At 67.1% G+C, this 17790-nt stretch carries 14 protein-coding genes; 3 read left to right on the forward strand and 11 right to left on the reverse strand.

All coding sequences use genetic code 11. The annotated features are described in order from the left end of the window. Window positions 1-5: 5 nt before the first annotated feature. The gene (rarD, locus tag GC146_RS07200) at window positions 6-917 is read right to left on the reverse strand and encodes an EamA family transporter RarD (protein WP_291836463.1); all 912 of its coding nucleotides are present in this window, start codon (window positions 915-917) and stop codon (window positions 6-8) included. A gap of 119 nt (window positions 918-1036) precedes the next feature. Here rarD and GC146_RS07205 point away from each other — a divergent pair, with 119 nt between their 5' ends. Then, window positions 1037-1657, forward strand: a complete 621-nt coding sequence (locus tag GC146_RS07205; RefSeq protein WP_291836466.1) for a YdeI/OmpD-associated family protein — start codon at window positions 1037-1039, stop codon at window positions 1655-1657. Window positions 1658-1660: 3 nt separating this feature from the next. On the opposite strand, the gene GC146_RS07210 is transcribed toward GC146_RS07205, so the two are convergent. The 6 genes from GC146_RS07210 to GC146_RS07235 all read right to left on the reverse strand — a co-directional run bounded on the left by GC146_RS07210 (window position 1661) and on the right by GC146_RS07235 (window position 9924). Continuing rightward, entirely contained in the window at window positions 1661-4105 is a 2445-nt protein-coding gene (locus tag GC146_RS07210) for an FAD-dependent oxidoreductase (protein ID WP_291836469.1), read from the reverse strand. Window positions 4106-4115: 10 nt separating this feature from the next. Next, on the reverse strand, window positions 4116-5006 hold the full coding sequence (locus tag GC146_RS07215) for a homocysteine S-methyltransferase family protein (RefSeq protein WP_291838460.1): 891 nt from the start codon (window positions 5004-5006) through the stop codon (window positions 4116-4118). Between the two features lie 68 nt (window positions 5007-5074). Next, on the reverse strand, window positions 5075-7534 hold the full coding sequence (locus GC146_RS07220) for an FAD-dependent oxidoreductase (RefSeq protein WP_291836473.1): 2460 nt from the start codon (window positions 7532-7534) through the stop codon (window positions 5075-5077). 76 nt (window positions 7535-7610) lie between these two features. Next, window positions 7611-8180, reverse strand: a complete 570-nt coding sequence (locus GC146_RS07225; RefSeq protein ID WP_291836476.1) for a cupin domain-containing protein — start codon at window positions 8178-8180, stop codon at window positions 7611-7613. A gap of 69 nt (window positions 8181-8249) precedes the next feature. Then, entirely contained in the window at window positions 8250-8762 is a 513-nt protein-coding gene (locus tag GC146_RS07230; protein WP_291836479.1) for a GAF domain-containing protein, read from the reverse strand. A gap of 1 nt (window position 8763) precedes the next feature. Next, window positions 8764-9924 carry an acetyl-CoA C-acyltransferase gene (locus GC146_RS07235; protein WP_291836482.1) on the reverse strand — a complete coding sequence of 387 codons (1161 nt, stop codon included), beginning with the start codon at window positions 9922-9924 and terminating at the stop codon, window positions 8764-8766. 138 nt (window positions 9925-10062) lie between these two features. On the opposite strand from GC146_RS07235, the gene GC146_RS07240 reads away from it, so the two are divergent. Then, a complete protein-coding gene (locus GC146_RS07240) occupies window positions 10063-11640 on the forward strand; it encodes a gamma-glutamyltransferase family protein (protein WP_291836485.1) in 1578 nt (525 codons plus the stop codon). Here the strand turns inward: GC146_RS07240 and hspQ are convergent. Continuing rightward, window positions 11637-11963 (reverse strand): heat shock protein HspQ, encoded by a 327-nt coding sequence (gene hspQ / locus GC146_RS07245; protein WP_291836488.1) that lies wholly within the window; start codon window positions 11961-11963, stop codon window positions 11637-11639. The two genes, GC146_RS07240 and hspQ, sit on opposite strands and share 4 nt — an antisense overlap. Window positions 11964-12192: 229 nt before the next feature. Here hspQ and GC146_RS07250 point away from each other — a divergent pair, with 229 nt between their 5' ends. Next, window positions 12193-12780 carry a transglycosylase SLT domain-containing protein gene (locus GC146_RS07250; RefSeq protein ID WP_291836491.1) on the forward strand — a complete coding sequence of 196 codons (588 nt, stop codon included), beginning with the start codon at window positions 12193-12195 and terminating at the stop codon, window positions 12778-12780. A gap of 4 nt (window positions 12781-12784) precedes the next feature. Here GC146_RS07250 and GC146_RS07255 read toward each other — a convergent pair whose 3' ends face one another. The 3 genes from GC146_RS07255 to GC146_RS07265 form a co-directional block, all read right to left on the reverse strand. Continuing rightward, entirely contained in the window at window positions 12785-13396 is a 612-nt protein-coding gene (locus GC146_RS07255; RefSeq protein ID WP_291836494.1) for an outer membrane lipoprotein carrier protein LolA, read from the reverse strand. A 91-nt stretch (window positions 13397-13487) separates the two neighbouring features. Further along, window positions 13488-16535, reverse strand: a complete 3048-nt coding sequence (locus GC146_RS07260; protein ID WP_291836496.1) for a DNA translocase FtsK — start codon at window positions 16533-16535, stop codon at window positions 13488-13490. Between the two features lie 12 nt (window positions 16536-16547). Beyond that, window positions 16548-17726 (reverse strand): aminotransferase class I/II-fold pyridoxal phosphate-dependent enzyme, encoded by a 1179-nt coding sequence (locus tag GC146_RS07265; protein ID WP_291836498.1) that lies wholly within the window; start codon window positions 17724-17726, stop codon window positions 16548-16550. Window positions 17727-17790: the final 64 nt, after the last annotated feature.

Below are 17790 nucleotides of genomic sequence, written 5' to 3' on the forward strand. Positions count from 1 at the left end.
GGGATTTACCTGACAGGCAGGGGCAACCGGGGCCGCCGGATGATCGCGTAGGTGTAAAGGACCAGCGCCGCCCAGATCATCGGGAAAGCCACCGCGCGCGCTGTGCCAAAGGGTTCGCCAAAGACGAAGACCGCGGTGAGGAAGATCATCGTCGGCGCCACATATTGCAGGATCGCGATCGTCGACAGCGTCAGCCCCTTGGCGCCGTTGGCATAAAGCATCAGCGGCACGGCAGTGACCACGCCGGTGCCCATCAGCAGGGCCACGTCGGCGCGCGACCCATGCAGCAGGTGGCCGATACCAGCGCCTTCGGCCCAGCCGACATAGGCCAGTGCCGGGATCAGCAGGATCAGCACCTCAAGCAGGAAGCCCTGATTGGGGCCGACCGGCAGCCAGCGCTTGAAGAAGGCGTAGAACCCCCAGCTGACTGTCAGGCCCACCGCGACCCAAGGCAGGCTGCCTGCCTCGACCGTCAGCACCACCACGGCCAATACGGCCAGACCCACCGCCACCCATTGCAGCGGCAGCAGGCGTTCGCGCAGCAGGATCGCGCCCAGCGCCACACTGAAGACCGGGTTGATATAGTAGCCCAGCGCCGCATCCAGCGCATGGCCGCTGCCGATCGCCCAGACATAGATGCCCCAGTTGGCCGAGATCAGGGCGGCCGTCAGCGCGCCCATCGCCAGCGTTCGCGGAGAGGCAAGCGCGGCGCGGATATCGGCGGTACGACCGCGAAAGACCAGCACCGCGGCGGCAATCGGGACAGACCATATTACGCGATGCGCCACGACTTCGGCCGGGGCAACATGGGCCAGCGCCTTCATGTAAAGGGGCAGGAAACCCCAGATAACATAGGCGGCCATCGCATAGGCAAAACCTGCGGCGCTGTCGCCGGACTGCTTGGGTGTATCGGTCATGGCCGGATCACTGGGCCAAAGCCTTGCCCTGCGCAAGTCCTCGCGCGCAAGCCGATGGAAATTGCCGCGGCCCGCGACGGGCGGTAGGTTTGCCGAGACGACATCAGCGGAGCGGGCCCATGATCACCGAGATCGAGGATTACTTCACCAAGGGTTGCGGGCGATGTGCCCGGTTCGACACGCCCGCCTGTTCCTCTTTGAAATGGGCCGAGGGGCAGGCCGCCCTGCGCCGCATCTGCCGCGAGGCCGGGCTGGAAGAGACGCTGAAATGGGGCCATCCCTGCTACATGCATGCGGGCCGCAACATCGTCATCATGGGCGCCTTTCAGGACAACATGCGGCTGACCTTCTTCAACGCCGGGCTGATGAAGGACCCCGCCGGCGTGATGGAGAAACAGGGCGCGGCGACAGCGACGCAGGACATGATCCGTTTCACCGACAACGCGCAGGTCGCCGCGATGGAGGGCACGATCCGCGCCTATCTGGCCGAGGCGATGGGCTATGCCGAGGCGGGCGTGACAGCGCCCAAACCGCCCGCCGAGGTGGACCTGCCCGCCGAACTGATCGCCGCGCTGGACGACGACCCGGAACTGGCCGAAGCCTTTGCCGCGCTGACACCGGGGCGGCGCAAGAGCTATGCCATCGTCCTGAACGCGCTGAAAAAGCCCGAAACGCGGGTGGCCCGGATCGCAAAGGTCCGCGACCGGATCCTTGCCGGCAAAGGCGCGATGGACCGTTAGCCCTCAGGCCTTCGTGCGCGCGCCGGTCGGGTCATACATCGGCCTCAGCGACGCCTCGGCCCGCACCCGCGCGCCCATCACGTCAATCTCAAAGGTCGAGGCCAGCACATCCGCCGCCGTCTCGCCCGCGCAAGGCACGTAGGCCATGCCGATCGCCCCGCCGAGGTGGTGGCCATAGGCGCCCGAGGTGACGTGGCCCACGATCTGCCCGTCTCGCACCAGCGGTTCGTTGTGGTAAAGCAGCGGTTCGGGGTCGGTCAGGCGGAACTGCACAAGGCGGCGTTGTAGCCCGGCCTCCTTCCTGGCCAGCACCGCGTCGCGGCCGATGAAATCGGCCTTGCCCGTCGCCACGGCAAAGCCCAGCCCCGCCTCCAGCACATGATCCTCGCAGCTGATGTCATGGCCGAAATGGCGGAACGCCTTTTCGATCCGGGCGCAGTCCATCATGTGCATGCCGCAGAGTTTCAGGCCCATGCCCTGCCCGGCCTCCCACAGCGTCTCGAAGGCATGGGCGGCCATGTCGGCGCTGACGTAAACCTCCCACCCAAGCTCGCCCACGTAAGAGACGCGGTGAACGCGGGCGAGGCCAAGGCCAAGCTCGATCTCCTGCGCGGCGCCGAAGGGGTTGGTGGCGTTCGAGAAATCGTTGGGCGAGACGGCCTGCATCACCTCCCGCGCGCGCGGCCCCATCACCGCCAGCACGCCCTCGGCCGCCGTCACGTCGGTAATCACCACCGCCTCGTCGCGCAGGTGACGGCGCATCCATGTCTCGTCGGCCAGCCGGGTCGCCGCGGGGGTCACCACCAGATAGGCGGTCTCCGACAGGCGCGTCACCGTCACGTCCGCCTCGATCCCGCCGCGGGAATTGAGGAACTGGGTATAGACGATCTTGCCCACCGGCACCGCCACATCCGCCCCGCAGACGCGGTTCAGAAACGCCTCTGCATCGCGCCCCTCCACCCGCAGCTTGCCGAAGCTGGACATGTCGTACATGCCCACGCCGGTGCGGACGGCGGCCAATTCGTCCGCCACATTGGAAAAGAAGTTCTGCCGTTTCCAGGAATAGCGATAGTCCCGCTCCTGCCCGGGCCGAGCATACCAGTTGGCCCGCTCCCACCCGGCCAGCTCGCCAAAGACCGCGCCCTGCGCCTCCAGCTGCGCATGGAACGGCGTGCGCCGGACGCCCCGCGCGGTGGCCTTCTGTCGGTAGGGGAAATGGTCGGCGTAAAGCAGGCCCAGCGTTTCGGTGACCCGCTCTTTCAGGTAGCGCCGGTTGCCCTGGAAGGGTTGCGCGCGGGCGATGTCCACATCGCCCAGGTCGAACGGCTTTTCGCCGTCCTCCATCCACTGCGCCAGCGCCATGCCCGCGCCGCCCGCCGACTGGATCCCGATCGAGTTGAACCCGGCGGCGACCCAGACGTTGTCCATCCCCGGCGCAAGGCCAAGGTGATAGGCGTTGTCGGGCGTAAAGCTTTCCGGCCCGTTAAAGAAGGTGTGAATCCCAGCTTCGCCCAGGATCGGCATGCGCGCGACGGCGGCCTCGAGGATCGGCTCGAAATGGTCGAAATCCTCGGGCAGCTGGTCAAACTCGAACCCCTCGGGAATGCCCGCCATCCCCCAGGGTTTCGACTTTGGCTCGAACGCGCCCAGCATCAGTTTGCCCGCGTCCACCTTGTAATAGGCGCATTCGTCGGGCACCCGCAGCACCGGCAACTGCTCCAACCCGGCGATGGGTTCCGAGACGATGTAGAAATGCTCGCAGGCATGCAGCGGCACATTGACACCCGCCATCCGGCCCACCGCGTGCCCCCACATGCCGGCGCAGTTCACCACCATGTCGCAGGCGATGTGGCCCGCGCTGCCGTCTTCGCCCTGCCAGTCCACCCCGGTCACCCGCGTGCCGGTGCGCGCGATGCCCGTCACCTTCACCCGCTCCTGCACGACCGCCCCACGCATCCGTGCGCCCTTGGCCAGCGCCAGCGCGATGTTGCCGGGGTCGCCCTGCCCGTCCTTGGCAAGATAGACGCCCGCCGTCACGCCATCGGTATTGAGGTGTGGATAGCGCGCCTTCACCTCGGCCGGCCCGATCTCCTCGATCTCCACGCCAAAGGCCCGCGCCATCCCGGCCGAGCGGAAGATCTCTTCCTTGCGCTCCTCGCTCAGCGCCACGGTGATCGAGCCTACCCGGCGAAACCCGGTCGCCAAGCCCGTTTCGGCCTCCAGCCCGCCGTAAAGTTCCTGGCTGTATTTCGCCAGCCGCGTCATGTTCGCCGTCGCTCGCAGCTGCGCGATCAGCCCCGCCGCGTGCCAAGTCGTGCCGCTAGTCAGCGCCTTGCGCTCCAAGAGCACCACGTCTGTCCAGCCCAGTTTCGTCAGGTGATAGGCGACAGAGCAGCCGACGACGCCACCCCCGATGATGACGACGCGCGCGTGAGACGGCAGGTTCATGGATGATCCCTCAGACGATGGTATGACCCGCGGCGCGCAGCGCCCGGGTAAGTTCGGCGATATGGGCGGGCCCGGTTTCGCAACAGCCGCCGACGATGGTGGCGCCCTGCGCGACCCAGCCCATGACATGGACGGCATAGCGTTCGGGCGTCATGTCCTCGCGCGGGTGCAGGCTGTCGACGGTGGGTTTGTCGCGCAGGAAATCCTTGGTGATCTGGGTGAACCCGTTGGCATAGGCGCCAATCGGCAGGCCGGCCCCCTTCAGCGCCGCCAGCGCCGCCGGCATCGCTTCGGGGGCCGAGCAGTTGGCCAGCAGCGCCTCCGCCCCGCCCGCAACCGCGATGGCGCAGACATCCGCCGTGGCCTCGCCCGAGCGCAGCCGCGCCCCGTCCTCGTCATCCACCGTCACCGACAGCCACACCGGCCTGCCCGCCGCCTTGGCGCCCTCCAGCACCGCCCGCACATGCGCCAGCGAGGCGACCGTCTCGCAGATGATCAGGTCGACCTGCGGGCCGATCTCGCGCGCCACTTCGGCATAGCGCGCCACCGCCACGTCATGCGGCGGATGCCTGTCGGGCCGGTAGGACGCCTCCAGCGGCCCGATCGACCCGGCAATCCGCCGGCCCGGCACCACCGCGCCCCGCGCCTCGGCCAGCGCCGCCATATGCAGGTCGTGAAACCGCGCCGCTAGCGGTGTGCCCTCCAGCCGGTCGTGATGGACGCAGTAGGTATTGGTCGTGGCCACCGTGGCCCCTGCCGCGAAATAGTCCGCGTGCAATTGCCCCACCATCCCGGGATGATCGACCATCACCTGCGTCGACCATAGCGGCGTCGGCAGGTCTCCGGCGCGATGCACCAGTTCCTGTCCCAACCCGCCGTCCAGAAGCACGATCTCGGCCAAGGCCCTCTCCTTCATCTTGCCGGAAATACTCGCGGGGGAGCCCCGCAAGGGGCGGGGGCGGCAACCCCCTACGCGCGAATCCGCGCGTTCTGCGGATCCCATAGCGGGGCATCCTCCTGCACGGTCGCGGCGTGGCGCTGGCCATAGATCTCGATCTCCACCGGCGTGCCCGCGACGCACAGGTCGGGCCGCAGCATCCCCAGCGCGATTGACCGGTTCACCCGGTAGCCCCAGCCGCCGCTGGTGGTCTCGCCCACCACCGCGCCTTCGAACCAGATCGTCGACATGTAAGGCGCGTCCGCTGCTCCCGGCACATCCAGCACCAGCGTGACGAACTTCTTCTTCACGCCGCGCTGCTTTTCGGCCATCAGCGCCGCCTTGCCCACGAAATCGGGCTTGTCGAGCTTCACGAACCGCTCCAGCCCGCCTTCCAGCAGTGAATAATCGGTCGACAGGTCACCCTTCCACGCGCGGTATCCCTTCTCCAGCCGCAGGCTGTTGAGGGCCCACATGCCAAAGGGCTTCGCCCCCGCTTCGGTTACCGCCGCGTAAAGCGCGGGCATGTCGGCATTGGCCGCGTGAATCTCCCAGCCCAGCTCGCCTGCGAAGCTGACGCGGACCAGCTCACTAGGCCTGCCCGCCACCTGCGCCTCCTGGTGGCTCAGCCAGGGCAGGCTGAGATCGGCATCGGTGCCGATCTGCTGGAACAGCGTGCGCGCCTGCGGCCCGGTGACGATCAACGTCGATTTCTCGCGCGTGCGGTCGGTTAGCGTCAGCCCCGGCGGCAGGTCGCGCCACAGCACCTCCCAGTCGTGCCATTGCGCGCTGGCGGCGGTGATCAGCGTGAAACGGTCGTCGGCATGGCGCAGAATCGACATCTCGGTCAGGATCCGGCCACGGCTGTCGGGGAAATAGGCCAGCGACAGCTTGCCGATCTTCGGCAGGTTCCCCGCGATCCGGGTAAGCAGCCAGTCGGCCGCGCCCGGCCCGGCTAGGTCGAAGCGCGAGAAACCCGGCAGGTCCAGCACGCCCACCGCGTCGCGCACCGCCTCGCATTCCTCGCGGAGGCGCTGCTCCCACGGACCGGCACGGTCCCATGTCTCGGTCGCGGCCTCGCTGACGTCGTCGCCCGGTTTGGCAAACCAGTTGGCCCGCTCCCAGCCGTTATAGGCCCCGAACTGCCCGCCCTTGGCCGCCACCGCGTCATGCACCGGCGACAGCTTGCGCCCCGCGCCCGCGGGCCAGCGATGCCAGGGGAAATGCATCGCGTATTCATGGCCATAGGTCTCAATGGCCTTGTCGAGGCAATATTGCGGATCGGTATAGTCGGTGAACCGGCGCGGATCGCAGGACCACATGTCCCACTCCGTCTGCCCCTCGGTCACCCATTCGGCCAGCACCTTGCCCGCCCCGCCCGCCTGCGTGATCCCGAAGGTGAAGACGCAGGCCTCGTAGGCATTCCTGACCCCCGGCATCGGCCCCAGCAGCGGCAAGCCGTCGGGCGCATAGGGGATCGGCCCGTTGATCACCTTGCCGACGCCCGCCTTGCCCAGGATCGGCACCCGCGCCATCGCGTCCTCGATATACCATTCCAGCCGCTCCAGATCGTCAGGATAGAGCTGGAAGCTGAAGTCATCCGGCATCGGATCCGACGGGTCCACCCAATGCGCGCGACAGTTCCGCTCGTAGGGGCCAAGGTTCAGGCCGAACTTTTCCTGCCGCAGGTAGTAGGAGCTGTCGACGTCGCGCAGCAGCGGCAGCTTGCCATGTTCGGCGGTCCACTGTTCCAGCTCCGCGATCGGCTCGGTCAGGAAATACTGGTGGCTCATCACCGCCATCGGCACCGTGCGCCCGCCATAGGGCTTGAACCATTCGCCCACCCGCTGTCCGTAATATCCGGCGGCGTTCACCACCTTTTCGCACGCAATGTCGCCCTTTTCGGTATGCACGATCCAGCCGTCGGGCGTCTGCGTCACGCCCGTGGCGGGGGTGAAGCGCAGGATCTTCGCGCCCATCTGCCGCGCGCCTTTCGCCAGCGCCTGCGTCAGCTGCGCGGGGTCGATATCGCCATCGTCGGGGTCAAATAGCGCGCCCTCGATGTCGTGCAGTTCGATGAAGGGGTATTTCGCGCGCACCTCGTCGGGGCTGATGGTCGCCAAGTCCATCCCCTGGTAGCGCCCCATCCCCACCGCGCGGGCAAATTCCTGCATCCGCTGCTTCGAATGCGCCAGCCGGATCGAGCCGGTGACGTGGTAGTTCATCGGGTAATCCACCTCGGCCGCCAGCCCGCGGTAAAGCTGCAGCGAATAGCGCTGCATGTTCATCACCGCCCAGGAGGTGCTGAAAGACGGGCAATTGCCCGCGGCATGCCAGGTGGAGCCGGCGGTCAGCTCGTTCTTTTCCAGCAGGACGCAATCGGTCCAGCCCGCCTTGGCAAGGTGATAGAGCGCCGAGACACCCACCGCGCCCCCGCCGATGATCACCACCCGCGCCTGGGTCGGAAAACCGCCCGTTCCTGCCACGCTCATCCCGCTTCTCCCTCGTCGTTTCGCGGCCGCGTCGCGGCCCTGTCGTTCAGAAATCCGGTCCGCACCGCCCGCACCATCAATACACCGGCGGCGCGATCACCCAGATCACGCGCGCGGGCGTGTCATGGGGGTTTTCCCAGGCAAAGGTTTCGCCCCGGATACGGAAACTGTCGCCGGGGTTCAGCGCGAACCGCGCGCCGTCGATCCAGAGGGTCAGCCGCCCCTCCAGCACGTAGCCCACCTCCTGCGTGGGCCGCGCCACCGGGGCGGGCAGCCGCGCGCCCGGCTCGAAGGTGGAATGGACCACCTCGAAGGCATCGGTCAGGTCGGGTGACAGCAACTCTTCCACCAGCCCCGCCTCGCGCGAACCGATCGGACGGCGCGCGCCGGCGCGCACGATGTACCCGGCCTCGTCGGGCCGGGCGGTCGCGCGAAACAGGCTGGAGATGGACACGTCCAGCGCCCCGGCAATGGCCCGCAGGTCGGCAATGCCGGGCGCGGAAATGTCGCGCTCGACCTGGCTCAGCCAGCCCACCGAACGGCCCAGCCGTGCCGCCAGATCGGCCAGCGTCAGCCCCCGCGCACGCCGCAGCGCGCGCAGGTCGGCGCCCAGCGTGCGGTTCTCCGAAGGGGGGTCGTGCAGCACGACGGCGCAGCCTTGTGAAAAAATGACGTCCGGATTTCACTCTGCCGCGGCCGCTCGTGAAATTTCAAGTCAAACTTTCACGGCCCCTTCATCTTGCCCCAAATACTCCCCCGCCGGAGGCGTCCCGGCCGTCTTGCCAAAGACCGCCGCCAGGATATCGCCCAGCCCGGCGGCATCGGCCGCGTCGAAGGCGTCCGGCTGGTCGCTGTCGATGTCGAACACCCCGATCAGCCGCCCCTGCCCGTCGCGGACCGGCAGCACGATCTCGGACCGGGTGGAGGACGAACAGGCGATATGGTCGTCGAACGCCTCGACATCCGGCACGATCTGCACCTCGCCCGTGCGCGCCGCCGCGCCACAGACCCCGCGCGAGAACGGGATCACAAGGCAACCATGCCCACCCTGGTAAGGACCGATCTTCATCAGGCCCGGCGCGACGACGCGGTAGAACCCCGTCCAGTCGAAACGCTCATCGGCATGATGCACCTCGCAGGCGAGCGTGGCCATCAGCGCGACGGCATCGCTCTCGCCCTCGGTCAGCGCGGCGATGACCTTCGCCAGTTCCGTGTAATCCACCCGCATGTCAGACCCTTTCGATGGCAATGGCGGTGCCCTCGCCCCCGCCGATGCAGATTGCCGCAACCCCGCGCCGCAGCCCGCGCGCCTCGAGCGCGTGCAGCAGCGTCACGATGATCCGCGCGCCCGAGGCGCCGATCGGATGGCCCAGCGCGCAGGCCCCGCCGTTGACGTTCATCTTCTCGCGCGGCACGCCCATCTCGGCCATGAAGGCCATCGGCACCACGGCAAAGGCTTCGTTGACTTCCCACAGGTCCACGTCGCCCACCTCCCAGCCGATCCGTGCCAGCAGCTTGCGCGCGGCAGGCACCGGGGCGGTGGGGAAATCGGCCGGGGCCTGCGCGTGGCTGGCGTGGCCCAGCACCCGCGCCCGCACGGGCAGACCCGCATCGCCCGCCGCCAGGACCAGCGCCGCGGCCCCGTCCGAGATCGACGAGGAATTGGCCGCCGTCACCGTGCCGCCCTCGCGAAAGGCGGGTTTCAGCGTGGGGATCTTCTCGGGCCGCGCGCGGCCGGGTTGTTCGTCCTCGGCCACCTCGACTACGCCGCCACGGCCCGGCACCGCCACGCCCACGATCTCGGCCGCGAAATCGCCGCGCGCCTGCGCGGCCAGCGCGTTGTGCAGCGAGGCCAGCGCGTACTCATCCTGCGCGGCGCGGCTGAACTGGAATGCGACCGCGCAATCCTCAGCGAAGGTGCCCATCAGGCGGCCCTTGTCATAGGCATCCTCCAGCCCGTCGAGGAACATCGAATCAATTACCTGCGCATGGCCGATGCGCGCGCCCCCGCGCATCTTCGGCAGTAGATAGGGCGCGTTGGTCATGCTCTCCATCCCGCCCACGGCCACCACCCGGGCGCTGCCCGCACCGATCTGGTCGAAACCCAGCATCGCGGCCTTCATGCCCGATCCGCACATCTTGTTGAGCGTGGTCGCGGGCACCTCTTCACCCAGGCCGGCAAGAAAGGCCGCCTGCCGGGCCGGGGCCTGTCCCTGTCCCGCCGGCAGGACGCACCCCATCAGCACCTCGTCCACCGTCGAGATGCCGGCCCCGCCTAACGCCGCACGCAGCGCCGCACCGCCCAGCACAGGCGCATCGACACCGGCCAGCACACCCTGGAACCCGCCCATCGCCGTGCGGGCCGCACCCGCAATCACAACTTCAACCATTTCATCCCCATGCCGCTGCCTGCCACGTTCCATTCTTGCCGCGGAACTTCATAACTGACCATCCCCGTCCGCTGCACTGCGACCCGTTGCATCCGCCCCGGACTTGCCTAAGTTCGCGGCTAAGCGGGGGACCACAGCATGCGCGATTTCACCAAACCCGGCCGGTCGGCCGTCTTTGCCAATAACGGCATGTGCGCAACGTCGCACCCGCTGGCCGCAAAAGTGGCCGTCGGCATCCTCGAACAGGGCGGCAATGCCGCGGACGCGGCCATCGCGGGCGCAGTCCTGCTGGGCCTGTGCGAACCGCAGATGACCGGCATCGGCGGCGACATGTTCGTGCTGATGACGCCCCCCGGATCGGACGCGGTGCTGGCGCTGAACGCCTCGGGCCGCACGCCGCGCGGGCTGGACGCGGAGGCGCTGCGCGCGCAGGGGCTGACGCGGATGCGCGCGGGCGGGCCGGAATCGGTCTCGATCCCCGGCGCGGTCGACGGGTTCTGCCGGCTGTCGCAGGACTGGGGGCGCCTATCGCTGAAAGAGGTGCTGGCCCCCGCCATCCACTATGCCGAGGCCGGGGTGCCCGTCGCGCCGCGCGTGGCGCGCGACTGGGCCGTCTACGAAGGCAACCTGCAGGGCCGCGCGCGCGAGCTGTTCCTGCTTGATGGTGCCGCGCCGCGCGTCGGCCAAAGCTTCCGCGCGCCCGGCCAGGCCGAGGTGCTGCGCCGCATCGCCGGGCATGGCCGGGAAGCCTTCTACGAAGGCGAGGTTGCCGCCGACATGGTTGCCAGCCTTGCCGCGCTTGGCGGCACCCACACGGCCGAGGATTTCGCCGCCACCCGCGCCGACTGGGTCACGCCGATCAAGGGCAGCTATGGTGGCCTGGACCTTTACGAACACCCGCCCAACGGCCACGGCGCCACGGCGATCCTGCTGCTGAACATCCTCAAGCATTTCGACCTGAGGCAGATGGACCCGTTCGGCGCCGAGCGCGCCCATCTCGAGGCCGAGGCGACCAAGCTCGCCTATGACGCGCGTGATCGCTTCCTTGCCGACGCCGATCATACCACGCGGCTTGACCATATGCTGGCGTCCGAAACGGCCGCGCAACTGGCCGCGCTGATCGACCTTGACCGGGCGCTTCCCGTCGGGCGGCCCGAGGTCGACGCCGTGCACAAGGAAACCATCTACATCACCGTCGTCGACCGTGACCGCATGGCGGTGTCGCTGATCTATTCGATCTTCGACGATTTCGGCTCTGGCATCGCCAGCGACCGTTTCGGCATCCTGCTGCACAACCGTGCCAAGGGCATGTCGCTGACCCCCGGCCACCCCAACGAGGCGGGACCGGCCAAGCGGCCGATGCACACGATCATTCCCGGCATGTTGAAGCAGAACGGCAAGCTGATCATGCCCTTCGGCGTGATGGGCGGCCCCTACCAGCCAGCCGGGCATGCCCGCTTCGTCACCAACATCACCGATTTCGGGATGGCCCCGCAGGCCGCCATAGATGCGCCGCGCAGCTTTGCCTATGACGGCAAGCTGCGGATCGAGGGCACCTATGGCGACGCGGTGATCGCCCAGCTGGCGGCCAAGGGCCATTCCGTCTTCGGGTTCGACGATCCGATGGGCGGCGCGCAGGCGATCCGTATCCACGACAACGGCGTGCTGGAAGGGGCGAGCGATCCGCGCAAGGACGGCTGCGCGCTGGGCTACTAGTTCAGCGCGAACTGCAGCGGATAGGTGCCGTCTTCGAACGGGCCGAAGAGGTCGTCAAGGTCGGGATGTTCGACCGGGACGCCGGAATAGTCGGCAATCAAATTCTGCTCCGACACGTAGGCGACGTAATAGCTCTGCTCGTTCTCGGCCAAAAGATGATAGAACGGCTGGTTCTTCACCGGGCGGCTTTCCTCGGGGATGGCCTGATACCATTCCTCGGTGTTGGAAAAGGTAGGGTCGACGTCGAATACCACGCCGCGAAAGGGGTGCTTGCGGTGCCGCACCACTTGCCCGAGATGATATTTTGCGCGCGTCTTGAGCATAAAGATCTGCCCCCCAGCGCCCCTTCTAAGGCTTGCGGGACGGACTTGTCCATCGGCGGGCCCGCGAATCGGCGGAAACAGTCTGTGGCCTCCTTCCCTACGATGCAGTCGCGCAGACCTTCCCCCGCCGTCAGAACGCGACGAAAGTGATCGTATCGCGGGCCTTTGACGTTTTCAGACGTGCGCCAATCCGCTATCCTTCAGAAAAAGACAAAAAAGCGAGAGGCAGATGAGCAGACTCTTTCGCGCCCTGATCGTATTGCTTGCGCTGGGAAGCTGCGGCAGCCGGGACAACACGGCTCCGCGCAACCTGGACGACGCATGCAGTATCGTCACCGAGCGCCCGCAATACATGCGCGCCTTCCGGGCCGCCGAACGCACATGGGGCGTCAGCCCTGCGGTGCTGATGGCGATGATCTATCAAGAGAGCAAGTTCATCGCCAACAACCGCACGCCGCACCAGTTCGTATTGGGCGTCATCCCGGTCGGTCGGCAATCCTCGGCCTACGGTTATTCCCAGGCTCTGGACGGGACATGGGCCGATTACCAGCAGGACCGGGGCCGCTGGCGTGCCCGCCGCGACAACATCTGGGATGCCGCCGATTTCATGGGCTGGTACATGGCCCAGACCACGACCGAGACCGGCGTCAGGATCGACGACGTTCGCAATCAGTATCTGGCCTATCACGATGGGCGCACCGGCTATCTGCGTGGCACCCACAATTCCAAGGCATGGCTGCTGCGCATCGCCAATCAGACCCGGCAGCGCGCCAATGTCTATGCCGCGCAACTGGCCACCTGCCGGGCGGCGCGCTGAGCCTTCAAAATCCGCGTTTGGCGCTTTCAGCGATGATGTTGAAAGCGATATCGCCGATGGGCTGGTTGATCACCATGTCGCCGAGAATGACCGTTGTCTGCGATCCGGTATCGTCGGTCACCACCCATTGCCGCAGCTCGGTCGGGTTGGCGGTGAAGACCAGCTGGATCGTGCCGTATTCGGGATGATCGGGGTCTTGCGCGGTCACCGTGGTGCTGGTCGCGTCGGCCCCGTGATCCACCACCATGCGCGCGGTGGACAGGTCCACCTTGGGCGCAAGGATCAGGCTTAGCGGCGTGCGCGACAGCGGATAAATCGTCGGGCCCTCGTTCGAAGCGGGATCGAAGATGGCCAGCTGGCCACCCCCGGCCACCACCAGCGCACCGTCAGGCGGATCGTATTCGAAACGGATACGGCCCGGCCGTTTCAGCTTCAGCGTTCCGGTCGAGATGCTGCCGTCTGCATTCACTTGGGTGAACTTGGCCTCGACCGTCTGAAGCGAGGTGAGGTATCGGCTGAGATCATCAAGCGGTATCTCATCCGCGGCAGCGGGGCCCGCCAGCCCAAGCACCGCGGCGCCACTGATTGTCAGTCCAAGAAATCTGCGTCTGTCCATGAGTCCCATCTCGTGTCTCGGGTATGCCGATGCAATGCGTAAGCCCTGCGACAGGATCACATCTGTGCGTGTTACGCGATAACAGACGGCCTTAGTGCTGTTCCGGCACGAGAATTTCGCGTTTGCCGACATGGTTGGCAGAGCTCACGACGCCCTGTTCTTCCATCTGCTCGACCAGCCGCGCGGCCTTGTTGTAACCGATCGCCAGCTTGCGCTGGATGTAGGAGGTCGAGCATTTGCGGTCCTTGATGACGATGGCGACCGCGGTGTCGTAAAGCGCGTCCTCGGCATCCTGGTTGCCGCCAAGGCCCAGCACCGCGTCGATGCTGCTTTCGGTATCTTCATCCGGCCCTTCGACCACGCCCGAGAAATAGTCCGGCGGACCAAAGCCCTTGAGGAAGTTGACGATCTCCTCAACCTCTTCATCCGACACGAAAGGCCCGTGGATACGGGTGATCTTGGCGCCGCCCGCCATGTAGAGCATGTCGCCCATACCCAATAGCTGCTCGGCCCCCTGCTCGCCCAGGATGGTCCGCGAGTCGATCTTGGAGGTGACCTGGAAAGAGATGCGGGTCGGGAAGTTGGCCTTGATGGTGCCGGTGATGACGTCGACCGACGGCCGCTGCGTCGCCATGATCAGGTGGATGCCACTGGCCCGCGCCATCTGCGCAAGCCGTTGGATGCACGCCTCGATCTCCTTGCCCGCCACCATCATCAGGTCGGCCATCTCGTCGACGATGACGACGATGTAGGGCAGCGTCTCGGGCGCGAATTCCTCGGTCTCGAAGATCGGCTCGCCCGTGTCGTCGTCAAAGCCGGTCTGCACCGTCCGGCTGAACATCTCGCCTTTCGACAGCGCGTCGCGCACGCGGCCGTTGTAGCCCTCGATATTGCGCACGCCCATCTTGGACATCTTGCGATAACGCTCTTCCATCTCGCCCACGGTCCATTTCAGCGCGACGACCGCCTTCTTGGGGTCGGTGACCACGGGCGACAGCAGGTGCGGGATGCCGTCATAGACCGACAGTTCCAGCATTTTGGGGTCGATCATGATTAGCCTGCATTCCTCGGGCGTCAGCTTGTAAAGCAGGCTGAGGATCATCGTGTTGATCGCCACCGACTTGCCCGAACCGGTGGTCCCGGCGATCAGCAGGTGGGGCATCTTGGCGAGGTTGGTGATGATCGGCTGCCCGCCGATATCCTTGCCAAGCGCCAGCGGCAGGCGCATCTGGCTGTCGCCGAAATCGCGGGCCGAAAGGATCTCGCGCAGAACCACCTTTTCGCGGTTCGCATTGGGCAGTTCGATGCCGATCACGCTGCGCCCCGGCACTGTCGAGACGCGGGCCGAAAGGGCGGACATGCTGCGCGCGATATCGTCGGCAAGGCCGATCACACGGCTGGCCTTCAGGCCGGGCGCCGGTTCCAGTTCGTACATCGTGACCACCGGGCCGGGCCGGACCGACACGATCTCGCCCTTGACGCCGTAATCGTCGAGGACGGACTCAAGCATCCGCGCATTTGCCTCCAGTGCCTCGTCCGACAGGTGATGTCGGGTGATCGTCACCGGGTTGGTCAAAAGGCTCAGCGGCGGCGTTTCATAATCGGCATGGGTTTCCTCGAATTGCAGCCGCGGTTGCGCCTCGGCCTGCGCCTGCCGCGACGGCTGGGGCGTGCGTTGCGGGGCATGCTGCACCACGCGGCGGGACGATTCCGCGGGCGCGGTGACAGGGGGATAGGCGGGCATCTCGGGCGTCGGATCGACGTCGCGCTCAATCACGTAGGGATCGGCCTCATCCTCCGTTGCAAGCGTCTCGTCCAGCGGAGGCGGCGGCGTGAATGTCGACAGAACCAAGGGGCGCGGGCCCTTGCCCTGGGTCAGCGAAGGTTCAATGCGCAACCCATCCGGCGTCCTGCTGATTGGGGGCTGTGGCGTGGGCTGCACCGCGCTGCGGGCCCGGATCGCCGCGCTGATCTTGTCACGCACACGATCGCCGCTTGGCGCCGGCAGGGCCGCGTCGACGGGCACGGTTTCAACCAGTTCGGGTGTGGGCATCTGCGGGCTGACGGCACGTCGCAACAGCGAAGGCACCAGCCCGCGCAATCCGCCCGAGGGGGCCGCAGCGACGCGGCGCTGGGGTGCTGTCAGCGGCGAGGGGGCGGGCACGGCGGCAGAGGATGAAACCTCGCGGCGGTTGAACATCGGCGGTTCGGGCGGCAGCCCGGCATGATCGGCCGCCACCTCGCGTGCGCGGCCCGGCATCAGGCGCTGCGCGGCGCGGGTCTGCTCGGCCGCGGCCGGTGCAGGTGCCGGCCCCACCGGCCGGACCACGGCGGCAGCGGGACGGTGCAGCGCGGGTTCGGGCGGCATCGCACGGGCTGCGTAAACGTCGATGTCGTCCTCTCCGGCAGCTGCGGCCGCAGCGCGCATCTGGGCGCGGCGGTTCTGCAGGTTGCCATGCGCGGTCGAGGCCGCGCGCGCCGACAGCGCCGCACCGCGCCCGACCAGCCGCATCGCCATGTCATAGGCGAGGACCAACCCGATCATCAGCAGCCGCAGGCCCTGTTTGACCTCCGGCCAGGTAAAACCCAGCACGACGGCGAACATGCCCAGCATCGACAGGCCCGCAACCAGCGCTGCCAGTTTCAGCCCGAGGGCCGTGGGCAAAGGAAGTACGGTAAGCACGACGCTGAGAACGGTGTCGCCAAACAGCCCACCAAGGCCGAAACTATGGGTCCAACTGGCGGGCGGCAGCATCGTGGAGGCATAGACCGAGGTGATCGCCACGGCGATCGGCGCGAAGATCACACGCGCGACAGCACGCTCTTCCCCGACATGCGCGGCCAGCCGCAGGCCCCATGCCAGCAGGACCAGCGCCACGGCCCATGCACCCCAGCCGATCACCATCAGGACCGGCGCAGCGATGGCAGCGCCCGGGCGGCCCATCCAGTTCTGCACCGGCGCGTCGGTCGCCAGCATCCAGTTGGGATCGTTCGGGCTGTAGGACCACAGCATCATCGCCGCCATCAGGCCCAGCGCGATCAGCACCAGCCCGATAAGTTCCTTTGCGCGCCGTTCAACCACTGCCTGCGTGCTGCTGTCGAGAAGCGGATCGCGCTGCCGTGTCTGATAGGATGCCATGCGTCTTGTCCCTTACCCGTACAGGCAGTCGCGGAGCAGTGTCAGCCCGCGCTGCATTTCTTGCGTTGGGGCCACCATCGCGACCCGAATGTATCCCGTGCCGGGGTTGCCGGCGCTGGTATCGCGGCTGAGATAGGCGCCGGGCAGAACCCGCACCCCCGTCTCGCGCCACAGCCTGAGCGTGGCCGTCTCGCCATCCTCGACCGGCAGCCACAGAAAGAACCCCGCAGGCGGCGGGGCATAGCCCGGCACGCCGTCCAGCACCTGGTCGGCCACGGCGTATTTCTGCCGGTAAAGCCCGCGGTTTTCCTCGACATGGGCTTCGTCGGCCCAAACCTTTTCGGCCACGCGCTGCAGCGGCAGCGGCAGCGGCGCGCCCGCGTAGTTGCGCAACTGCCGCATCAGAAGGGTGGCATGCGGCCCGGCCGCCACGAAGCCCGAGCGCAGCCCCGGCAGGTTCGACCGTTTCGACAGCGAATGGAATGCCACGATCCGCTCGGGGTCCGCGCCCATCTTCGCGGCCACCTCCAGCACGCCAACGGGCGCGGCCTCGCGGTAAATCTCCGAATAGCATTCGTCGGCGAAGATGCGGAAATCGTGCTTCTCGGCCAGCCCGATCAGGGTGCGCCAGTACGCCTCGTCAGCCACAGCGCCCTGCGGGTTGGCAGGCGAGCAGATATAGGCGATCGCCGTGCGGTCCAGCACATCGGCGGGCAGTCCCGCGTAATCGGGCAAATGGCCGGTTTCGACGGTCGCCGGCACGTAGACCGGCTCGGCCCCGACCGACAGCGCGGCGACCGCGTAGACCTGGTAAAACGGATTGGGCGTCAGAACCACGGGCCGCGCGCCGTTCTTGCGCTCGGGGCACAGCGCCATCGCGGCGTTGTACAAGCCCTCGCGCGTGCCGTTCAGCACCATCAGCCGCTCGGCCCCGACATCGACGCCATAGCGCCGCGCCAGCCAGCCCGAAATTGCCGCCAGCAGCTCTGGCGTGCCCTCGTTCGGCGGGTATTTCCCGAAGCCGGCAAGGTTTTCGGCCAGCACCTCGCCCACCCAGTCGGGAAAGGCGTGCTGCGGCTCACCTATGGTCATGGCAATGGGCGCCCCGCCCGGGGCGTGCGCATCCAGCAGTTTCCGCAGACGCGGAAACGCATAGTCCGGAAGGTCCGAAAACCGCTCGGGATCAACCATCGCTGCCTCAAATGCGGGATCGTTGGCGCCCCGCTTTGGAGGCAGACTATCCGCCCTGCCCCCC

It is taken from the genome of Limimaricola sp. (assembly GCF_016125575.1).
GTDB lineage: Bacteria > Pseudomonadota > Alphaproteobacteria > Rhodobacterales > Rhodobacteraceae > WGLM01.